Origin of the sequence: Pseudomonas sp. OV546 (assembly GCF_900116845.1) — a bacterium.
GTDB lineage: Bacteria > Pseudomonadota > Gammaproteobacteria > Pseudomonadales > Pseudomonadaceae > Aquipseudomonas > Aquipseudomonas petroselini.
This window is the reverse complement of the sequence record NZ_FPCE01000019.1, coordinates 70,879-89,777: the sequence shown is the minus strand read 5'-3', so window position 1 is coordinate 89,777 and position 18,899 is coordinate 70,879. Positions and strand designations below refer to the sequence as shown.

21 protein-coding genes are annotated in these 18,899 nt (G+C 57.3%); 7 read left to right on the top strand and 14 right to left on the bottom strand.

What is annotated here, in order from left to right; genetic code table 11:
• Positions 1-311: 311 nt before the first annotated feature.
• From BM403_RS29055 to BM403_RS29045, 3 genes are all read left to right on the top strand, one after another.
• Positions 312-521, top strand: a complete 210-nt coding sequence (locus BM403_RS29055) for a hypothetical protein (RefSeq protein ID WP_012724083.1) — start codon at positions 312-314, stop codon at positions 519-521.
• Between the two features lie 93 nt (positions 522-614).
• A complete protein-coding gene (locus tag BM403_RS29050; protein ID WP_093546542.1) occupies positions 615-974 on the top strand; it encodes a hypothetical protein in 360 nt (119 codons plus the stop codon).
• 284 nt (positions 975-1,258) lie between these two features.
• Complete coding sequence (locus BM403_RS29045; protein ID WP_093546539.1) at positions 1,259-1,939, top strand: SOS response-associated peptidase family protein; 681 nt, start codon at positions 1,259-1,261, stop codon at positions 1,937-1,939.
• 153 nt (positions 1,940-2,092) lie between these two features.
• Here the strand turns inward: BM403_RS29045 and BM403_RS29040 are convergent, their stop codons facing one another.
• From BM403_RS29040 to BM403_RS29005, 8 genes are read right to left on the bottom strand one after another with little or no spacing between them, the layout of a single operon-like run.
• Entirely contained in the window at positions 2,093-2,593 is a 501-nt protein-coding gene (locus BM403_RS29040) for a lysis system spanin subunit (protein WP_043205314.1), read from the bottom strand.
• A complete protein-coding gene (locus tag BM403_RS29035) occupies positions 2,593-3,018 on the bottom strand; it encodes a cell wall hydrolase (protein WP_093546536.1) in 426 nt (141 codons plus the stop codon). Before BM403_RS29035 ends, BM403_RS29040 begins: the two co-directional genes overlap by 1 nt.
• 57 nt (positions 3,019-3,075) lie before the next feature.
• Positions 3,076-3,417, bottom strand: a complete 342-nt coding sequence (locus tag BM403_RS31970; RefSeq protein ID WP_175538118.1) for a hypothetical protein — start codon at positions 3,415-3,417, stop codon at positions 3,076-3,078.
• On the bottom strand, positions 3,414-4,613 hold the full coding sequence (locus tag BM403_RS32315) for a hypothetical protein (RefSeq protein WP_256577231.1): 1,200 nt from the start codon (positions 4,611-4,613) through the stop codon (positions 3,414-3,416). Before BM403_RS32315 ends, BM403_RS31970 begins: the two co-directional genes overlap by 4 nt.
• 8 nt (positions 4,614-4,621) lie before the next feature.
• Positions 4,622-5,251: a hypothetical protein gene (locus BM403_RS29020; protein ID WP_093546533.1), complete on the bottom strand. Its 630-nt coding sequence runs from the start codon at positions 5,249-5,251 to the stop codon at positions 4,622-4,624.
• Positions 5,252-5,596 (bottom strand): hypothetical protein, encoded by a 345-nt coding sequence (locus BM403_RS29015; protein WP_093546530.1) that lies wholly within the window; start codon positions 5,594-5,596, stop codon positions 5,252-5,254. It lies immediately after the preceding gene.
• Complete coding sequence (locus tag BM403_RS29010) at positions 5,593-9,156, bottom strand: TipJ family phage tail tip protein (RefSeq protein ID WP_093546527.1); 3,564 nt, start codon at positions 9,154-9,156, stop codon at positions 5,593-5,595. The genes BM403_RS29015 and BM403_RS29010 overlap by 4 nt, the downstream gene beginning before the upstream one ends.
• A gap of 58 nt (positions 9,157-9,214) precedes the next feature.
• Positions 9,215-9,802, bottom strand: coding sequence for a tail assembly protein (locus tag BM403_RS29005; protein WP_093546524.1), 588 nt, complete (start codon positions 9,800-9,802; stop codon positions 9,215-9,217).
• Between the two features lie 532 nt (positions 9,803-10,334).
• Between BM403_RS29005 and BM403_RS28995 the strand changes: the two genes are divergently transcribed.
• Complete coding sequence (locus BM403_RS28995) at positions 10,335-10,640, top strand: NIPSNAP family protein (protein WP_093546519.1); 306 nt, start codon at positions 10,335-10,337, stop codon at positions 10,638-10,640.
• Between the two features lie 51 nt (positions 10,641-10,691).
• Positions 10,692-11,129, top strand: a complete 438-nt coding sequence (locus BM403_RS28990; RefSeq protein WP_093546516.1) for a hypothetical protein — start codon at positions 10,692-10,694, stop codon at positions 11,127-11,129.
• A 109-nt stretch (positions 11,130-11,238) separates the two neighbouring features.
• Here the strand turns inward: BM403_RS28990 and BM403_RS28985 are convergent, their stop codons facing one another.
• Positions 11,239-11,652 carry a hypothetical protein gene (locus BM403_RS28985; RefSeq protein ID WP_069556995.1) on the bottom strand — a complete coding sequence of 138 codons (414 nt, stop codon included), beginning with the start codon at positions 11,650-11,652 and terminating at the stop codon, positions 11,239-11,241.
• A 225-nt stretch (positions 11,653-11,877) separates the two neighbouring features.
• On the opposite strand from BM403_RS28985, the gene BM403_RS28980 reads away from it, so the two are divergent.
• Complete coding sequence (locus tag BM403_RS28980; protein WP_093546513.1) at positions 11,878-12,135, top strand: hypothetical protein; 258 nt, start codon at positions 11,878-11,880, stop codon at positions 12,133-12,135.
• An 83-nt stretch (positions 12,136-12,218) separates the two neighbouring features.
• Entirely contained in the window at positions 12,219-12,473 is a 255-nt protein-coding gene (locus BM403_RS28975; RefSeq protein WP_093546510.1) for a hypothetical protein, read from the top strand.
• Positions 12,474-12,623: 150 nt separating this feature from the next.
• Here the strand turns inward: BM403_RS28975 and BM403_RS28970 are convergent, their stop codons facing one another.
• The 5 genes from BM403_RS28970 to BM403_RS28950 form a co-directional block, all read right to left on the bottom strand.
• On the bottom strand, positions 12,624-13,382 hold the full coding sequence (locus BM403_RS28970; protein WP_093546507.1) for a C40 family peptidase: 759 nt from the start codon (positions 13,380-13,382) through the stop codon (positions 12,624-12,626).
• 770 nt (positions 13,383-14,152) lie between these two features.
• Positions 14,153-14,905 (bottom strand): phage minor tail protein L, encoded by a 753-nt coding sequence (locus BM403_RS28965; protein ID WP_093546504.1) that lies wholly within the window; start codon positions 14,903-14,905, stop codon positions 14,153-14,155.
• Between the two features lie 10 nt (positions 14,906-14,915).
• A complete protein-coding gene (locus BM403_RS28960) occupies positions 14,916-15,254 on the bottom strand; it encodes a phage tail protein (protein ID WP_093546501.1) in 339 nt (112 codons plus the stop codon).
• Positions 15,254-18,601, bottom strand: coding sequence for a phage tail tape measure protein (locus BM403_RS28955; RefSeq protein ID WP_093546499.1), 3,348 nt, complete (start codon positions 18,599-18,601; stop codon positions 15,254-15,256). Before BM403_RS28955 ends, BM403_RS28960 begins: the two co-directional genes overlap by 1 nt.
• Positions 18,598-18,867, bottom strand: coding sequence for a DUF1799 domain-containing protein (locus tag BM403_RS28950; protein ID WP_093546496.1), 270 nt, complete (start codon positions 18,865-18,867; stop codon positions 18,598-18,600). The genes BM403_RS28955 and BM403_RS28950 overlap by 4 nt, the downstream gene beginning before the upstream one ends.
• Positions 18,868-18,899: the final 32 nt, after the last annotated feature.

Below are 18,899 nucleotides of genomic sequence, written 5' to 3'. Positions count from 1 at the left end.
AGAAGTCTCGAAACCATGCTCCACGCCGGGGATATCGAGCAGCAACGAAGACAGGTAGGTCATAAAGCAGGTCCTATCGATGGCAATCCCGGGTATTGGCATATCATCCGTAATAGGGATGGGTCAAGCTCGCAGGAGCCCTGCTGGACGTTTACGCTCACAGCCTAAAACTGCTTGATATGACCGTCCGCTCCTGGCCGTTAGCCGACCTCGGCCAAAGGTGGCTATGGGTCGAGAGTGGACACTCATAACCTTGGGATGGGCTCCCAATCGCCAACTGCTACGCTGTTCACTCCACCAGAGGAACGCCGATGCCAAACTCAGACCTACTTCCCTCCCTCCTGTCCAAGCTCTACGAAAATCAGCTGGCCTTGGAAGCCTCCATAATGGAGCTCTCGAACTGGGTCGAACAGCGCGGCTCCGCCGATGTGGCTGAGAACATCCGAGGCGCTTTGCACACCATCGACGAAAACGAGGAGTTCATGAAGCTGACTCTGGCAGTCCTCATGTCGCCTGACTGATCGACGGGTAACCCTGCAGTTCGTCGCCTCAAGCCTTCCGTCTGACCAAATCCGGATCGCTGTACACGCATACAATATTTGGATGTAACAAACATGAGCATCGACTTAGCCACAGAGGACTGGCTCGGGTGCCCCACGCCCCTCGAAATGTACCAGCACCAATGCGCGCGACTTGAGGACGAACTCATCCAGACTGAGGCGATGCTTCACAAGGCACGGGCCAATGTGGCCGGCGTTGTACAGATGAATGACTTGCTGGCTACCGGAAAGACGACAGCAGAGGCGAAGCTGCGATATTTTGAAGCGGAGCTAAGCCGTACAAATGTCCAGTCCTCGGAAATGGCAAAAGAGATCATGGACTTGAAAATGATCGCAAGTCAGAACGAACACCTGTTAAGGGAGAATCAGCAGTTGCTGATGGAGCTGACAAATCTAAAAGAGCCTTCAGCCTAGCTCGTCTGCGTATACAGTCAGAGCTCTATCTGACAAGTCGATCCAACCGGCCCCGTCAATCAGTCCATGCGACCTCAAAACGTTCGCAGCGGACATGCTCATGTCGTAACGCTCTTGGGGGGATAGAGATCCGGTCGCTGCGCTATTGCTCGGCGGGGTTGATCCCTCTAATGCATTGCCTTGCCCATTACTGATCTTCATGACGAATGCTCTTGCCCAGTGTCTACCCGTTAGAGACTGACCGAAGCCTGTCTGTTCATCAGCCCCGACGAGCGGAGACGATCATGTGCGGAAGATTGACGCAGTACCGCGGCATCCATGACTTTGTTGCAGCGCTGAGCATGCCCAATGCCCTGGCCAACTCCATGGGCGATCAGCCGATTGAGCGCTTTAACGTCGCGCCAACAACTCAGGTTGCACTGTTCCACCTGCAGGGCGACTTGCTGCACGCCGACCCGGTCCGCTGGGGATGGCGACCACATTGGGCGAAGGACCGCGCAGTTCCAATCAACGCGCGCGTCGAGAAGGTAGCCCACGGCCCATTCTTCCGGGCGATCTGGCCGCACCGGGCTGTCACACCCATAGACGGTTGGTTTGAATGGGTAGATGAAGGCGGTCCCAAAAAGCAGCCCTATCTGATCCGGCGGCAGGATGGCGCGCCGATATTCTGCGCCGCGATCGGCCAACTGCCAGACGCAGATGAAGGGCCAGGCGAACATGACGGCTTCGTGATCATCACCGCCGACAGCGCCGGCGGCATGGTGGACATCCACGACCGGCGCCCTGTGGTGCTGACGCCGGACCTGGCCCGGGAATGGCTAGACCCCGCAACTCCCGAGGAGCGCGCCGAGCAGATGGTGTTGCACCAGGGAGAGCCAGCCGAAGCATTTGAATGGTTCAAGGTCGACACAGCCGTTGGAAACGTCAGGAACAAGGGGCCCGAACTGATCCACCCTCTGCGCTAAGGCCCCGAGAAATACCACATCACAAACGCTACCGCCGCCACCCAGCACAAGGTCAGCAGAAACGAAAGGCCTGCAAGCCTCTTATCCATGGCACCCTTCAATAAATCAAATCATCGCAATACGAACCATCTCCGAGAGAGTAGTTCATTGATCTCAGGGAGCAATTGCACGGACGTACGCCTGACATGCCCGCAGGGCGATCAATCCTTGGTCGCCGGCATCGGTGATTCCGATAATTCGTTGAGCATGCGCTGGGTCAAGTTGGGCTCGACGGGTTGCATGAACCACGCCGACGGCGCCGGGGGCGGCACGCACGTTGCAGCCACCGGCTGGATCCTCGAGGAGGACTGACAACCGCAGATCAGAAGTGGCAAGGCGATCGCGCAGGCGAGCCTGATCACGTTGGGCATCGGATAATTCCTTGGTGTGTTGTTGGTCTTGGATGGCGAGCTGCTGCTCGGTGGCCAGTCGCTTGTCTTGATCAGCGCGGGCCTGGGCAGATGCGGCATTGCTGATAGCGGCCAGGTCATTCTTATGCAGCCCATCCTGCAGAGCGAGCTTCTCGCCCATGCGCCAGTCCTGCACCTGCCAGGCGCCCCCAAAGCCGATGGACAGCGCCAGGAGGATCGACGCTAGGATCTGGCCCGGCGTCATCACGGTACATCCTTAAAGAAAATGTGGTGACCGAGACGCAGCGTCTCCTTGGCACCCAACGCCCAGGCCGGCGCCTTAGGCATGGTCGTGGCGTAGTAGTGCGTGGCACCGCCGGTTGGATCGGGCGTTGCTCCTGAAATCACCTGATCAGCTGCGCGCTGAGCCTGGGCGAACTGCGCGGCCGGAATCGACTTGGCGCCACTCAGGTAAGCATAATTCGGGTCGTTTTGGTTCCAGCAGCTGAACTGCCAGGGCTTCAGGCACACCCCAGCATAGCCCTCCCCCCACCAAGACTTCGGCTTTCCGTCGAACACCCGGTTGCGGATAGTCCACGCAACGGCGATTTGGCCTGCCAGGCCCTCGCCGCGTGCCTCGCCCCAAAGCGTGCGCGCCAAAACATCGCGGTCTTTATCAGTCGCGTTCATATTTTCTCCAGGCAAAAAAATACCCGCTCATGGCGGGTGTCGGTGTTCTGTAGCGGATCAGCTCGGCGCGACCGGTCGCTTGGAGCTATCAGGAAAGTCGGGATTGATCTCGGACCACTTACGCAAGGCAAGCCAATACTTTTGCCATTGCTGAGCGGTACCTGGGATATCTTCCTCGCCGTACTCAATGGCGGTAACGTTCTGCTGGGCTTTTGGCATCTCGAGATCGCGCCAGGCCGATTCTGTAGCCACGGCTTTCATTGCGCTTGGAGACCAGCCAGGGGAAAGCCAGATCTGATCAGCGTACTCAGGCGGACTCTCTATCTCGACGGAGTCTTCGGGCGGCTCGGACTCCCAGCCACCGAGGAATACCCCTACTTTGTCGACGTAATACTTCATGCCCACGCCCTCATAATAATCCGGCAGTTAGCCGGTGTAATTTGATCACCGCTTGCCGCCGAAAAAACCTTGATCATAGACGCGCCACAGCGCACCCCTACGGCAGATGCGCTTTTACTAACAACCTGTAAGCCGTTATAGCTACTGGTAAGCATCATCCCAGGCTCGAAACGATCTCCCGCAGCCGCGTTGCCTTGGGCGGTGATCACAACACATTCAAACTGGATGAGCGTTGGTTCAAACCCAGGATTGAAGTTGAGCAGCCCTCCAGCAGTCCAAGCGGTTTGCCCGCTTGTGTAAGACTTGGTGAATGGCGCTGCGGTGATGCTCTGTTTCGCATCGAGAGCATTTTTCAAGTCCACCTGGTCCGCAAGTGCTCCTGTGATACCGCCCCATGAAGAAGCAGGTAAATTAACCCAGACACCAGCACCACTCAGAACTTTAAGTCGGTCGGCGATCGAAGGGGCGGGTACCAAACCCTTTGCACCTGAGGCGCTCGCGGTCGCTCCAACAAACGCCAAGATCCCTTGACGCAACCTGTCGAAGCCGTCCTGAGTTAGGCCGCGCAGGGACGTAATATCATTGTTATCGCCACTCGCCGCCTTGCCGAGTGTCACCTCTTCAGCGTGATCAGCTGAATTTTTAGCAGCCGCAGCCGATGCAGCGGACGCCTGCTCCGATTGGATGCTGGAGTCTCTAGCGCCCTCAGCCCGATCAGCTGCAGCGACCGATGCCTGCGCTGAAGAACCACTCTGCTGAGCCGCCAACTGTGCAGCGTCCTTGTTCTCCGTAGAGAGATCAGCCGCGGAGCTTGCAATTCCGGCCTGCTCGGTCGCGACATCTTTGGATTGCCCGGCGGATTCGGCTGCCTCGGTCGCCGCCGCGACCTGTTCCTGCATGTCAGCCACCCCACTCGCAATCACCTGAGTGGCCGCGCGTAAGGCATCAGCCGAATCCTTGACATAACCCTGCATAGGCGCAATCGAGTAACCGCCGCTGCTCACGGCGGCGCCTTGGTAGCTGGGTGAGATGGATAAAGCCGTGTTGCTCGCAATGTTAGTGACTTCATACCACTCGCCATCAGGCCCGCGGAACGCATCACCGACGCGCGAGTTCGCAATGAAGGATGTTCCTGCTCCGAGCACGGCGTTGCTACCAGGAGTCACAGTAACTGTGCCTGTTTTGTACCAGGACATATAACCTCCTAAGAAATAGGCTTGGCAAATACAATGGGAATAAAGAAATTAACGGAGTTATTCACGCCGATAATGTAGGGTTCAAGCCTGTTATTTCCGTAATTCCATATCACATAGAGTTTTGCCGCCCTATTGGTATTCCCGCCTACATCCATGCCGACATTATTTATGAGCATGTAATCGCCTGTATCTAACGGAGAGTAAGCGGTCCAATTTGACCTTGTTGTGCCCTGCCCTGTAGGACTAGACCCCATATAGGTCCAACTGGTTATTGTTCTTGTAAATTGAGCACAAGGTGTGCCGCTATCAAACAACAAATTCGCTCCTCCGTCCCACAGCCTCAGCCCGTAGGTCGCAAGCTCGCGTGACTTGAAGGCAGCACAAAAATAGTTGCCAGCTCCAGCCGATACGAACGAAAATCCAGTCCAGTTTCCGGGGCCACCGCTGATAGTGGTGTATTGAAAGGTAGTTGTACCGTCAGGACGAACGAAGACCAAAGGAGGCTCGGCGGTCGTGATTGCGGGGGAGAACGCCGCACCTCCTGAGTACCTCCCCGACTGCAAAACAACAAGCCGAGAGAATTCCGAATCGAGAGTTACTACGTCGTTATTGTTCGTAAACGTCAAGCCGAAAGTCATTTACCTATCCTTCATAACTAGCAGCCTCTGGGGACCGAGTCCGTTCATTGCATCAACTGCACCAGTCCGATTACCAAACCAAACCTGCACGCCGCCCTGATAAACCTGAGGTTCATACTGAACTGCGTAGTTATTCTGGGCATTGGGGTCTTGGGGATACGCACCAATAGGTATGCAGATTGCAGAGTGTGTTGACGGAGAAACTCCCGGGATAGAAATATTGATATACCTGTTCCCTCCCGTGATGAATGCGACAACGCCTGAATAAATGATCCTTACGGTGAATGAGTTCTCATCCAGTTCCAACTTCCCTGTTGGCCCCCATATCCTCATCCCGAAGCTCATGCCGTCAGATCCCCAAGTTGAACCCTCTTAACGTTGTTTTCGTCGTAGACCTTGATAGCGCGGTTGGTCATGGTCAGGCGACCACCACCGGGCGCTGGGCCGTTGAACTCAAGATTGCCTGCTTTATCCAGACGCCACCCTTGAACACCTGCAACATAGTTATCGGATTGCAAAGCCTGGCCGATTTTGAGCATGGTGATACTCCCGTCCTGGATGAAGGCCGAGCGCATGAAGACCTGCCCGTTCTGCACCGTGAATGGCGACGAAAGAACCCCGTTGATTTCGTTCACGACCGCGAAGGTGTCCGCGCTCACCAAGAACTGGCTTTGCAACTCACCGTCCACGTTCTCTATACCGAGCCCAACAGATGCTGCGACATACTGGCCGTTTTGATTGAGGCGCATTTTCACGGACCACATTGTCGAGAGCTTGCCGTCGGTGTCGGCTTGGGCCTGGCTCACCGTCTGAATGTCCGCCGAGTTGTCGTCGATCTTCACGCCGATCTGCTGAATGGCCTGGGCGGTTGCTTCGCGATCGGTGACCACAACGCTTTCCAGATCAGTCACGCTGCCGGCAACATCGCCCACCGAAGCGGTGAGTTCCGTCTGCCGCTGTACCATGGCCGCATTCTGCGAGGCACGCGTTTTCACTTCTTGCGCGAAACTTGCCGAGGCGTTGTAGCCCTGGAGCGCGTCAGCAAGATCACCCTCGCCGGTGTCGTCCCTGTAGGCCGATTGCAAGGCCTGGAGGCTCGACGCCTGGGCCGTTACCACACCATCCAACTCGGTAATGCTGGTGGTGTTGATCTCAACCTGACGCGCCAGCCCGTTTGCCGTGACCAGCACCTGGCCCACGTCCACCCAGTAAGCGGCGTTCGGCGGCGAGGTATCCACCGGCACCAACTGGGTCGCCTGATAGATCCGCTTGCCGACCACCACCAAGTCGCCCTCGAGGTAGACCGACTCAGGGTCATAGGCCGACAGCCCATCGAGCGCATCGATCTGCGCCTGCAGGCCTGGAATCTTGTCGATTTCGTCGACGATGTCCTGGCCAAGCTCGGTACGCCCGATCTGTCCGGCGATCAGATCCAGCACCGGCGCCGCGTCGGCGCTGGCCATCCCCATCACGCCGTTACCGACGGGATAGAACGGGCCAATGTTGCCGGTGCGGTCCACCAGGCGCGCCCAGAAGAAGAACTGCGCGCCAGCCTGTAGGGCTTGCATGCTGTAATTCGCCTGGGGGTGCGCCAGGTCGGCCAGCTTGGTGGCCACCGACAGGTCATTGGCCTGGCCATACCACAACTCGGTGCGCTGGGTATCCTCAGCGCCAGCAGGGAAACCCCACTGAATGCCGATGCCGAACAGTTCGCTGGTGGTGGACAGAAACGCCACCGCCGGCGGCAAGCCGACCTTCCCTTCCAAGTTCGTCAGGTTGGAACTCTTCCAGATGGAAGATATCTCGAAGGCGCTCACCGACCGAACGCGGGCCACGTAGGCGCCCGAGTAAATTCCGGTGACGTCAACGCTTGTCGCGCCCGTGCGCTGAAGCTTGATCCAGTTGCCGCTGTCCTTGCGCCACTCCACGTCATAGGCGACAGCGCCAGCCACGGCAGGCCATGAGATGTTCATGGTGCTGATAGCCAGGCCCTGGTCAACGGAGTAGTTCGAAGTGATCTCCACGCTCGCCGGGGCAGGAACGACGGTGATCGGCACAACACTGATTGGCCGCTCTTCCAGCCGGGCGCCGGTGTCGATGTGATCGAACTTGCTCGGGTCGTACTGCACCGCAGAGATTTCAAACACGCCAGGCTCCGGCCGCGCCACGCTGACCACACGGTACAGCGGGATGGCCAGGTCATCGGCGTCCAACGCCCAAACTAGTTCGCGCTCAGGCGGCACGGAGTAGGCAACAGTCACTGTGACCTGCCGGCCGCTGACCAGTTGCACGGTGCGGCCCTCGCACTTGCCGTCGGGCAGGTTGAGGATCAGCCGATCGCCGGGCTTGGCCTGGGTGTCGCGATCCAGGGTGATGACCTTGCCATTCACCGCCGAGATGCGCCCGCCCACCGGCCTGCCGGCGAGAAGTTCGTCGGCGATCGGGATCACGTAGCCAGGGAGCGGGATGCGCCCATCGAGGCCGACCTTGAAGGTGACAGCCCGGTCCTTCGAGTTCGTGAGCAGCGCCCACTTACCACGGCGCTGGGCCTCCGACTCACGGTCGCAACCAATTGCGCTGATCTCCAACGGGTTGTCGCCGTAGCGCCGCTGCAGCTTGGCATCGGTCACAGCTGTGACATCGGTGTCGTAGTTGTTCAGCGGGTTGTCGTAGCTGACCAGCGCACGACTGTAACGGGTACGTTCCGATGCGCTGGAGTAAGTGAACTTGCCATCGATCACGTTCGCCCGGGTGTAGGCGAAGTCGAAGTCGGTGGCGCGCGGCATATCCGACAGCGTGAATACTTGGCCTTGAGCCCAGTAGGTCATGCCGCGATAGATCGCCGAGATATCGCGCAGTAGTGACCAGGCGTCGGCCTTGCTTTGCAGGTTCAGGTTGCAGATGAAGCGCGGCTCCATGCCGCCCTTTCCGTCCGGCACCAGCTGGTCGCAATACTGCGAGATCCGGTACAGCTCCCACTTGTCCACCATCCACGGCTTGATACGACGGCCAAGGCCGAAACGGTCGTTCGTGGTGATACCGTAAGTGTGCCAAACAGGGTTGTCGGTCCAGGCCTCTTTGAATGTTCCGTCCCAGACGCCCGTATAGGTGCGCGATCTGGTGTCGTAGTTGCTCGGCACCTGCCATTTCCGGCCATCACATTCGATCGTCACCGCAGGGATGCTGCGGAACTGCTCGGCAGAAAACTCGATGTAAAGCAGCGCGGTGTTCGGGTACCGGATCTTGGCGTCAATCACCTCGGTGAAGCCGGCAATCTGCATGGTGTCTGAAATTTTATTGTTGTTCTGGTTTGCAGTCAGTCGAGTGATACGAAGCAGCCACCCGGTTGTCGCGCGCGGCAGATTGATACGTCGGGTTCGCTCGTACAGGCTGGTAGTCTTGCCCGACACAGCCTCGTTCAAAACCTCCTGGTACGTCCCACCATCCGTTGCCAGTTCGACCTTATAGCCGATCGCGTAACCGTTGATGTTGCCGCCGGAGTCCACCGATTGGAGCGCAGGCCAGGCAAAGCGCACACGTACAGCCGATAGCTGGGTATTTGTGATCGCTCGAACCCATGGCGTGCCGCTGCGCAGCTCGGTGCTGATGGTTGTTTCGTTCTCGACCGATGGGATGCCCTGGATATAGGACTGGTCCACAGCCCCGCTGCGCCACTCCCACTTCACGTTCGGGAAGTTCATGTTCCCCTGCGGGTCTTGCAGCGGCGTGTTGTCGAGAAAGATGTCCTTTGCGGTAGGAGCACCATCAAACTCGCCCTCACCCACAGCAATAAGCATTTTCGCAATGGCGACGGAGCGCAGGCTGTCTGGTGCCTCGGTTGGGGTTTTAGGCTTCTCGGAACCGCCCTTGGCGCCGTAAACGTCTATCTTGCGTGCTGCGCCCATGCTTTTCTCCTGGCATAAAAAAACCGCCTCTTGGGCGGCTTCAGTTTTCGGGTGTTGGCTACATCTGGTCTTCGGCGTAAATGGCGGCACTGATGATCGCGCCGCCCCAGCGCCGGCGGCCGGCACACAGCGACACAGGATTGCCGGAGGCAGTGGTGTTCTTGGCGCTGCCGAAGGCGTAGCCGGGGGTGTTCTCCGGAGCTGCGCTAGTCTTCAGGCCGCCGGCCTGTGGGCTGAGCATTTGGATCACGCCGCCGGCGACGAGGCCGATGCCTGCCGGCGCCAGATACGGCGCGGTGACCGGGAATACGTACGAAATAGCGAGCAGAACTACACCAACAATCGTCTGGAGAATCCCCGCTCGCTTGCTACCAGTAATCACTGGGGCAATGCGAATATCTCCCTCTCCGCCAAAAGAGAGCTCACCCTCACCAATATTCTTTTTCCCCCTGAACACCGCGAACTCGATCCCTCGGGACTTGGCATTCGACAAGAAGCGCTCGAAGCCAGGAACTTGCACGCAGAGAGCCTTGATCGCCTCTGCGGTTGTTCTTACCGACAGCCTGAAAGAACGACCGAATTGGCGTAGCTGACCAAAGAGCAGGACTGTAGTAAGGGGTTGGTATTCGATTGCAAGCGCTGCCATGACTTTCTCCGGGCATGAAAAAGCCGCCCGTAGGCGGCTTGATGTAGTTGTTCATTACAGGCAGTCGCGAACGGCCTTTTCAATTGCTGATCTACCGTAACCGGGAGCCCAGGACAATCGTTGATACAGCGCAACACTGCTTCCATTTGAGGATCGATTTACCTCTAGAAGCTCCTCGGCTGTCGAGTCAGTAGCAACGATTAGCCTGTAACCAGTCGAGGTTTCGGTCATCGTGGCGCCTGAGCGAGCATCCTGCCACTTCGGCATTACGCAGAGAGCATATTGCTTGGGCGCCTTATTCGATGAGGTGCTGATGGTCGCCTTTCCGCTTTTGAGATCGCCTGGCGTGGTGCACCCCGCCAGCATCCCCACCGCTACCGCCGCTATCAAAATCCGCATGTCGTTCCCTCTTTGGTTTGGCGGGACTGTAGCACTGGGGGGCAGATGCAAAAAGCCCAGCACCTTGTCGAGTTTTACCAATCACATGGATGTCCAGTAAGCTGCGCATTCAAACTGGACAAGGACGACTCGCGTGATCACCTGCCACCTGAAGTATCAGATTGACCCTTATCAAATCGAAGCCTTTGAGCACTATTCGAAACTGTGGATTGGCATAGTCAACCGCATGGGAGGAACCCACCACGGTTACTTCCTTCCTGCCGAGGGCGCCAGCAACGTCGCCTATTGCCTTTTCAGCTTTCCGAGCCTTGCGGAGTACGAGCTTTATCGCGAAGAGTCCAAAACTGACCCCGAATGCATCAGCACTTTCGCCTTGGCAGCGGAGAAGAGATTCATTGTCAGCTCCGAGAGAACCTTCTTGCGGCCAGTGCTCGATTGAACCCAAGCCCGACCCGCCGGGCTTCTTCATACCGTGAAATACGGATTACCGATGAAAATACGCCCATTTCAGTTTGAGTTGAAAGACTTCGCCCTTGCACTGTACGGCTTGAGCCTGATGCTGCCAGCTACAAACGAGCATCATGAGGTTTTTGACGTAAGTCCAAACTCATATGGCTGGGAAATTTTACTGTTAGGTATTCTTGCCGTGATGGACGGAGGTATCGCGTGGCTTGCAAACATCGCGTTCATACCGGCGTATCTATACAGGAATGCAAGAAAGTCGATGATTTGCTCAATCATAGCAATCGCGATGGGCCTAACCTCGTTCTCCTACACCAGCATCTGGAACGATGGCGCCGGAAGGATAAGCATCACTAGCTACAGCTACGGATTTTACGTTTGGATGCTTTCTTTTGTGTGGCTTGCCGCCACCTCTATTATCGAACTTCGACGTCAGAAAAGTCTTTCGATGATCGCGAGCGCCTAAAGGCTGGCGTCACCACCAACCCGTCCGGGCTTTTTCATGTCCCTCAGACGCAAAAAGCCCAGCGCGGGGCTGGGCTTTGATAGATTCCTAAGTAGGTTGGCCGCCAGATCTATTTTTTCTCATGGGCGTTGATAATTTCCATTATTTCAGCCAGCCCTTTCATCGACTCACCTGCCTGAGCCGGGTTAGCTAACATTTGCTGCATGAACTGCAGTCCCATCTGCTCACCGGCATCTGGCTTCTTGGGGATGACGGTCTCGTTTATGATATTCGTCATAGTATCCATTAGGTGCCGCTGCGACTCCGTCACTGTCCGCTCAATCACTGCCGCTCGTTTATCTATTTCCGCTAAAACATCTTTGGTTTTGTCTTGATATTCAGCCATCACGCGCTGCGTTTTCTCGAAATTAGCTCGGACTTCCCTCTCGGAGTTTTTTGCCGCAGCTATGGCAACAATTGCCAAAATGAGCGAGGTAACACTTGCTAGAAAGGAAATTACGTCAAAAACACTCATGTTTTCCATAACGAGGCAGCTCTCCTAATGATGATTTTCGCTACAACCCGACCAACCAATGCCGCATAACATAGCGTGTGGCCATCATGGTACATCTGAACACGTTCGTCCCCAACTGGGTGCCCATCCAGCGTGGATGGAATGCCAGTGGCAGGAGTCGCCGCATACATAGTAGCTTTATGCCGCCATGTCGCAAATGGATGCCATGGATCGCACCAATCTCAAGGAAAAAAAATGCGCATAGACAGCAAATTTTTGTTTGGCGTCTTGAACTTCATCAGAACCGACAAAAAATACGAAGGTGACAAACCTCTTCAGTACGGCACCCAGTACATCGTGGGTGGTGTTTTTGTTGACATTCACACTTCGGCGAAGAAAAAGGGCACCTTCACGCTCGATATCAAAAATCACCCCGCCAACCCTGATTTCGCACGTCAACTTCAAGAATACATCGATGCCGCATGCGAGCCTGAGGACGATAGCGCCATCTGATCTTTGGACCCCAGTCCTAAGCCTGCAAGCCCAAGGACTGGGATTGCGCCAGTATCGGCGCGTTTATGACCTGGAGGTCAACTGTGACTGATATGAAAACCCTTGATCAACGTGTTGCTCACATTGAGCGAGTGCTTCCCACATTGAGCACTTTCAATCTTAATGTGCTCGCAACCATTGGTAGGCACGTCAAAGAAAGCAGCCCAGAAACCAGCGCTTCGCTACTTAAAGATCTTGAGGGGCTGAAGACGGTGAAGTACGAAGGTCTAGAAACTGAGTTGATTCACAGTCACATCGAAGCCCTTATTCAGATGATTTTTGCAACCCAAAACCGCTGACGTAGAAACGCCCATTCTTCTCACTCAGAATGGGCACCCATTTTTTAAGAATGTCCTGGAGTTCTGCTTCGGTACGACCGTTGCGCTGTTGGGCTTGAAGTTTTTCCGCATATTCTTTCATAAGATTCCCGCTATTGCCGAGCGTTATAGTTAGTTTAGGGCGTTTCTGTGCCTGAGAATCAGGCGTGTCCGGTCATGCCAGGGGCCGCCAAAGACGACCATTTCCGACGGCCTGCCGTAAAGGTGGTGCAGCAGGAACGGTCCCGGGCCGAAAACACCTGAATCCTCACCAGGCAACGACGGATCGGTGCCAAGGTATATGCCAGCGTGGTTCGGGTGAGCTGTCCGGCCAACCTGCATAACGATCATGTCGCCGCGCTGTGGTCGGTCGACGAGCACAAACCCGGCCGTCTCGTAGTGCTGCTCGTACAGGCTGGCGTTCTCCGCACTCTCCCACCAGCCATCTGTGCGCTGGAAGGTCTCGAATTCAAGGCCCCACTCGCGGGCATACCAGTCAGCGCAGACCTGCCAACAGTCCCACGCGCCGTGCACAAACGGGCGCCTGAGCAGCGGCGTGCTGCCTGTTGGCGTGATCGTCCGCAGGTCGCCTTCGGGCCAACTCAGGATGTGCCAGGGCAAGGCCGTGGCCTCGCACATGGCCAGGTCATGCGGTGACGGCCTGCTGGTGGCGTCCGGGTGCGAGTGAACGATGCCGATCACTTCGCCCACGTCTTCCGCCGCGGCGTAGTCCTCTGGATCCAGCCGGAACTCTTCGTTCGGTTCGGTGGCGATGTTTCGGCACGGGAAATACTTCTGCTTGTGTCCGATGGCGAGCAGCAGGCCGCAACATTCTTTCGGATACTGGGCCGCCGCGTGCGCCTGGATGGCGGTGATGATGTGTTTTCGCATTATTCGCGCCCACTAAAAAGGGCGCCGTAGCGCCCTTACATTGGTTGTTATCGAGTTGGAGGGGTGAGAACAGCCTTTTCTATCGGCCAGCCCATTCGGATGCGCAGATAAACAATGTTGTACGAGAGGCTGAACTCGTCGGCCCAGTCTGCAATCGTCCTAGTTTCACAGAAAAGGGTTTTCAGATGGTTTGACCGAGTGTTTCTACACTGCTGCTTATGAGTAGCCCATCTGCAGTTGTCGGGTGAATAGCCTTTATTGTTGTCGATACGATCGAGCGACATGCCGTCAGGGCGAACACCCATGTCTTCATAAAAATTGGAGAACTCCAACCAGCGATCGCATACTTTGATTCCCCGAGCGCCGTAGTTTTCATAAGCTGCATGGTTTTTGTTGGAGCATCTTCGGACCATCCCATCCCAAAGCTGATAAGACGGCGTCCCCTCCATTCCGTGCTTGATGCTTCTTGCTCTTGTAAGCTCTTTTGACAGGCAACCGCATGACGTGGACTGGCCGTTTACCAGCGGCCCTGATCGAACAGAGCTCTCTTTCCCGCAATCGCAAACACAATTCCAGTAGGCCCCAGCCTTGCTGGGTTTGTTGGCGTCGCGGCCCACTACAAGTAACCTTCCAAATCTTTCGCCGGCTATATCTCTGACGGGTCGACCCATTTTTCACACCCCTACAGTATGAAACCTAACTTGAGGAGCGCAGCAGGCCCGTTAGGTATTGGCTTTTCGGGAGCTACCCTAGCCGCGCAAGTCATTGTATCAACTCCTTGAGATCAGGTTTACTGCAGGAAATCCCCCAAAATTTAGCTCTTCGTTCTCGCCAAATCTGAGTTTGCATGAGGACAGGCACCCCTTACATTCATCCTTCGCTGGATCATCTGTAGGATTGTCTTCGTCATCAAACATCGCTGCCCCCGTGTAGTTACAGTCAGGGCCCCTGTATCCCCCCGTCATGGCCCAGTGGCAGAACGTCGTCATCTGCCGGCCAGGCAGCCCGTGGTTGTCGATCTCGCCTGGGGAGGACAGCTCCCACATCACCACTTCTCCATCCTCGCTGGTTTTCTGGTCGATGTACCAGATCTCCAGCGCCTCCTGGGTTGGGTCGGCAGTTGGATTGCCTTCGGGATAATTCGCCGCATCCAGGTACTGGGCCAGCGTCTCGCGGACCGTCAGCTTGAACTTGAGCATGTCCTCGAAGGCCAGGCACAACGCTGTGACGCGCCCGTTGACGTTGCCGGCCGCAAAAGTCGGCCGAGAGGCGGTGCCGTCGCTGCTGGAGGATATACCCTCAATCTGCACCGGCCAGGCCGCGTACTCCTCGCCTTGCCAGATAATCGACTTGGCGGGCAGGTCCTCTTCCGAGCCCTCATAGGCCAGCAATTCTTCTGGCGTGTGCGGGATGGCGTGACCGTGGAAGCGAAGGTAATCGGCGCCGTATTCGGTCCCATCAATTTCAAACAGGCGAATCTCGCCGCCGGGCTCCAGTTTCTGGATGTCCGTGATAAGTGCCATGGGCGGTTACTCAGGGATGAAAGGTTTGCTGGAAAGTCGCGGTGATGGCGTAGACCTGGCCGCCGCGGTGCACAGGCTTGTAGCTGTTGCACTTGTAGAGACCAAGCTCACCCAGGGGCGGCTCCCACAGGAAGCCCTTCGCCCCCTTGTGTCGGTCGAGGAAGTCCACGATGTCCTTGATGCGCCCCTTCATGCCCGTGAAGGTCACGGGCCAGGATTGCGACCGGTTGTTGAGGCCGTCCTCTACCGACTGTTCGTATCCATCGCCGAACTGCTTGGAGCGAACGCGCTGGGTGATATCACCCTCCGCGCCCTTCTCCGTCGCCCAGGTGAATCGTTCGATAGCCATCAGCGCCCCTTAATTGCTTTGTTGATGACGCCACCTTGGCCCATGTCCTTGTTGCGCATCTGCTGGTACTTCTGCTCAACGAACGCGGCCAGTTCCTTGCCGAACAGGTCATAGCCTGGAGCATCAGCCGAGGATGAGGCATTGCCGTCGCCATCGATGTGCACCTCGACATTGATCTGCGTTGAGCCAGATCCGCCGCCAGCAGCCATAACCCCAAGCTTGCCACTGGAAGTACGGGTCAGCGGCATGATCGCCTCTTCCCCTGCCTCACCCATAACCCCTGTCTTGCCGTTGGCCATGCCAAACGCCGTGGGCTTGCTGACGATGGAGTTGGTGAAGGCGCCGCCGTCGGCAAACATCTGCACGCCACCCGACCAGGCGCCACCCTTCGCTTGCGGGAAGTAGGTACTGGAATAACCGGCTGATGACGCCCCGAGGTTCGACGACGTGGCACCGGCAGACCCGGCAGCCATGCCATTGCCGCCACCTGCAGCACTTCCGCCGAGGTAACTGGCCGCTGCGCCCACCAAGCTGCCCAACAAAGCCGAACTCGCCTGACGGGTAGCGATACGCGCCATGTCAGCTAGGATCGATTTGGCGAAATCTGAGAACGACGCTTTGCCGGTCATCGCGAAATTGACGATCGAGTCTTCCATGGAACTGAAGGCGTTACCGAACAGGCTTTTTGTCTGTCCGGCAATGTTGCGCGCCGAATCCAGGTAGTTGTCCCACGCCGCAGTCGCGCCCTTGGTCCAATCGCCCTGGGCATTCTCCACATCCGCATAGTTCTGCCGGATCTGGTCCGTCGCGGCCTTATTCGCATCGGCAAGCGCCTGCGCCTTCCGCTTGAACTCCTCTTCCGACATGTTGCGTGACGGGTCAGACTTCTGGTTGGCAAGCTCCAGCGACTGCTGAGCAAACCGGTCCTGCTGGCTGTTCAGCTCGCCGCTGAGCGCGTTCTGGCGATCACCCTGCCCTACGCCGAGCACTGCGCGCTGGCCTGCCAACTCCAAAGCCCGCTGTTGCTGCCCCAGTGCCTGCACGTATGTGCTGATCGCCCGCTCCTGCTTGGCAAGGCGCCCGGTTTCGTTGGTAGCGAGCACTTCAAGCTGGCTGTCGGCATCCTTCTGCGCCTTGACCATTCCGGCGCGGGCGTCGGCGATCTTCTGGTCAAGCTGGATGCTTTGCGCGGCCGATGTGCTCTTCTTGCCCTTCGCTGCCTCCAGCGCGGAAATCTCGGACTCATAGGCGGCCTTGGTCTGGTCCAGCTGATTTCCGATCAGCGCCTGGCGCCGCAGCAGATAGTCTTCCTCGGACAGCAGGCCGGCCTTTTGAGCCGCTTCCAGTTCCTTTTGGTAGTTTTTGTAGGTGTCGGTGATCGCCAGGAGGGCGTTCTTGGCGTCGTTGAAACCGCTCAGGTCGACCTGTGTGCCGGCTGCCTTCGGGTCTTTATTCTTGTCCTGAATCCCTTTCAGGAGCGTGTCGTAGGCCCCGCCAGAGAACCTACCGCCGTCGTAATTTACACCATCGAGCAGCGGGGACTTCTGACCTGTTTTCTCAGCGTTCTCGTACAGCGTTCTGAACTGCTGATTCAGCTTGTCCTGAGCAGCCTTACGCTTGTTCAGCGGATTTATGTTGTCGAGCTGAGCATCCAGAGCTTTCTGAGCCTCAATGGCCTTCTGGTTCGCGTCAGTGTTTTCGCCGGTAGCAATTGCCAGATTGGAGCTGGCCGCCTGCCTGGCTTTCAGACCTGCAAGTTTCTTTTCCAGAGCCTCGGTCGAGTCGTCATGCTCGCCGGTGCCCAGGCCCAGTGCGGTGTTGAGTGAGCTGAGTCCATTGGAAATGGCGCCAACCACCCCTCCGCCTTTGCGCGTATCCAGCACGCGCTGGGTGATCTCGATCTGCTTGGCCAGGTCGGGGAAAATCTCCGACCGGACTTCGGCGTACGCGCCTTTGATAGCAGTCTTGATGTTGTCCCAGTCGCGCTCTACGTCGGATAGCGACTCGCGGTAGGTCTTCAGCCGCGTAAGTGCTGACTGATTCAGGTCTTCGCTGAGCACATCCAGGGCGCGCTGACTGTCGCCTTGGTCGTCCAGCCCTTTGATCACCTGGTACTGCTCAAGGGTCAGCAGCCCGTACTGGCTGCTGATCTTGCCTGCCGCTTCGGTGGCCGTCTCGCCGGCTGTGGCAAAGGACTTGGCGAGTTCGCCCGCGCCCTGTCCGGTTACTTCGCTGACAGCGGCGGCAGCTTCGGCCAGATTACGCATTTGCGTGCCGCTGGTGGCTGCTCCGGATGCAAGCGAAACAACTGCCTCGCGCGCGCCGGACAGGTTGCCGGTGACGCGCCCAGCGCCATCGGCCATGTCCTTCAGGCTGGCGATGGTCTGCCCGGCACCATTCGTACCGCCATTGATCGCGGCATTGAACTCTCGCGCCTGCTTCATTGCATCGAAGTATGCGTAGCCCAGCGAACCGATTACGGCGACCAGCAGGCCGGCCGGGATCAGCATCCCTGCGAGGCTTTTAGCCGATTCACCGGCGCCAGCGCCCAGCTGAGCGATCGCGCGCGCACCACTACCCAGGTCGCCCGCCTGTATGGCATTGGCGAGCTGCATAACGTTTTCTTGAGCTTGGCGGGTGCCGAGCTTCAGTTTTTCGAATGCGCCGGCTGCCTCAGTCAGCCCAGCCCGATCCTTGCCGATCTTGGCCAAGGCTTCGTTGTAACGATCGGCGTCGATCTGACCCGTTTTGTGCAGGTCGTTGAGAGCTTTCTCCTGAGCTTCCAGCTTCGCCAGCTTGGCGGTTACCGGATCAATGCCGTTGACGGTGCGCTTCAGCGCCTCAATCTGACGATTCTCAGCCTCGATCAGCTTTTGCTTCTGGGCCAGTTCTTTGGCTTCCGCCTTTTCAATCTTGTCGTAGGCCTTTCCCAGTTGATCCTGGTACTTCGCCTGCTCCTCGATGGTTACCAAGCCGCCCTTGCGGGCGCGCTCCAGCAAACCCTCGGCCTGAACCAGCGACTCCATGCTCGAGATATTGCCCGTCATCGCCTTGTCGAGTTGACTGATGACGGAGATTTCCGCTACTGCGCTGTCAGTTGCTTTGCGACTTGCCCCGGCTTGACGGTCCCTGGCCGCCGTCGATTTATCGATACTTTGCGCAACGTCCGCTTCTGCCTGGGAAACCTTTTTGCCGGTGTTGACCAGGCCTTCGCCTGTTTTGCCCAGGTCATCAATGGCCTTCTGGGCGCCTTCGGCCGAATCCACCAGCTTATCCAGATCATCAGCAGCCTTTGCGGCCTGCGACGATTCGACCGCAATACCCAGGGAAGCGAAGTTGGTGCTCATTTGTTTTCTCTCTGTTCCGCCATCACCTGCAGGGCTTCAGCCTCCATAAGGCGGAAGTCGCTGAAAATGGTTTGTCGCTGGCTGATCGGTACGCCACACATCCGAATAACCCCGGAGAGAACGCTGTAATCCATGCCTGTTGCGCCGCACGCGCCTGTGCGCCACTGGGTGCTCATGGCTTCGAAGACTTTGAAGGCATCCCAGTTATCGGGCCAGATGCCGACTTCCTTGTCGGGGATGTCCTGGCGCGATAAGCCGAATGCCATCAGATCTGCATCTGACGGCCCGGGCTCATACA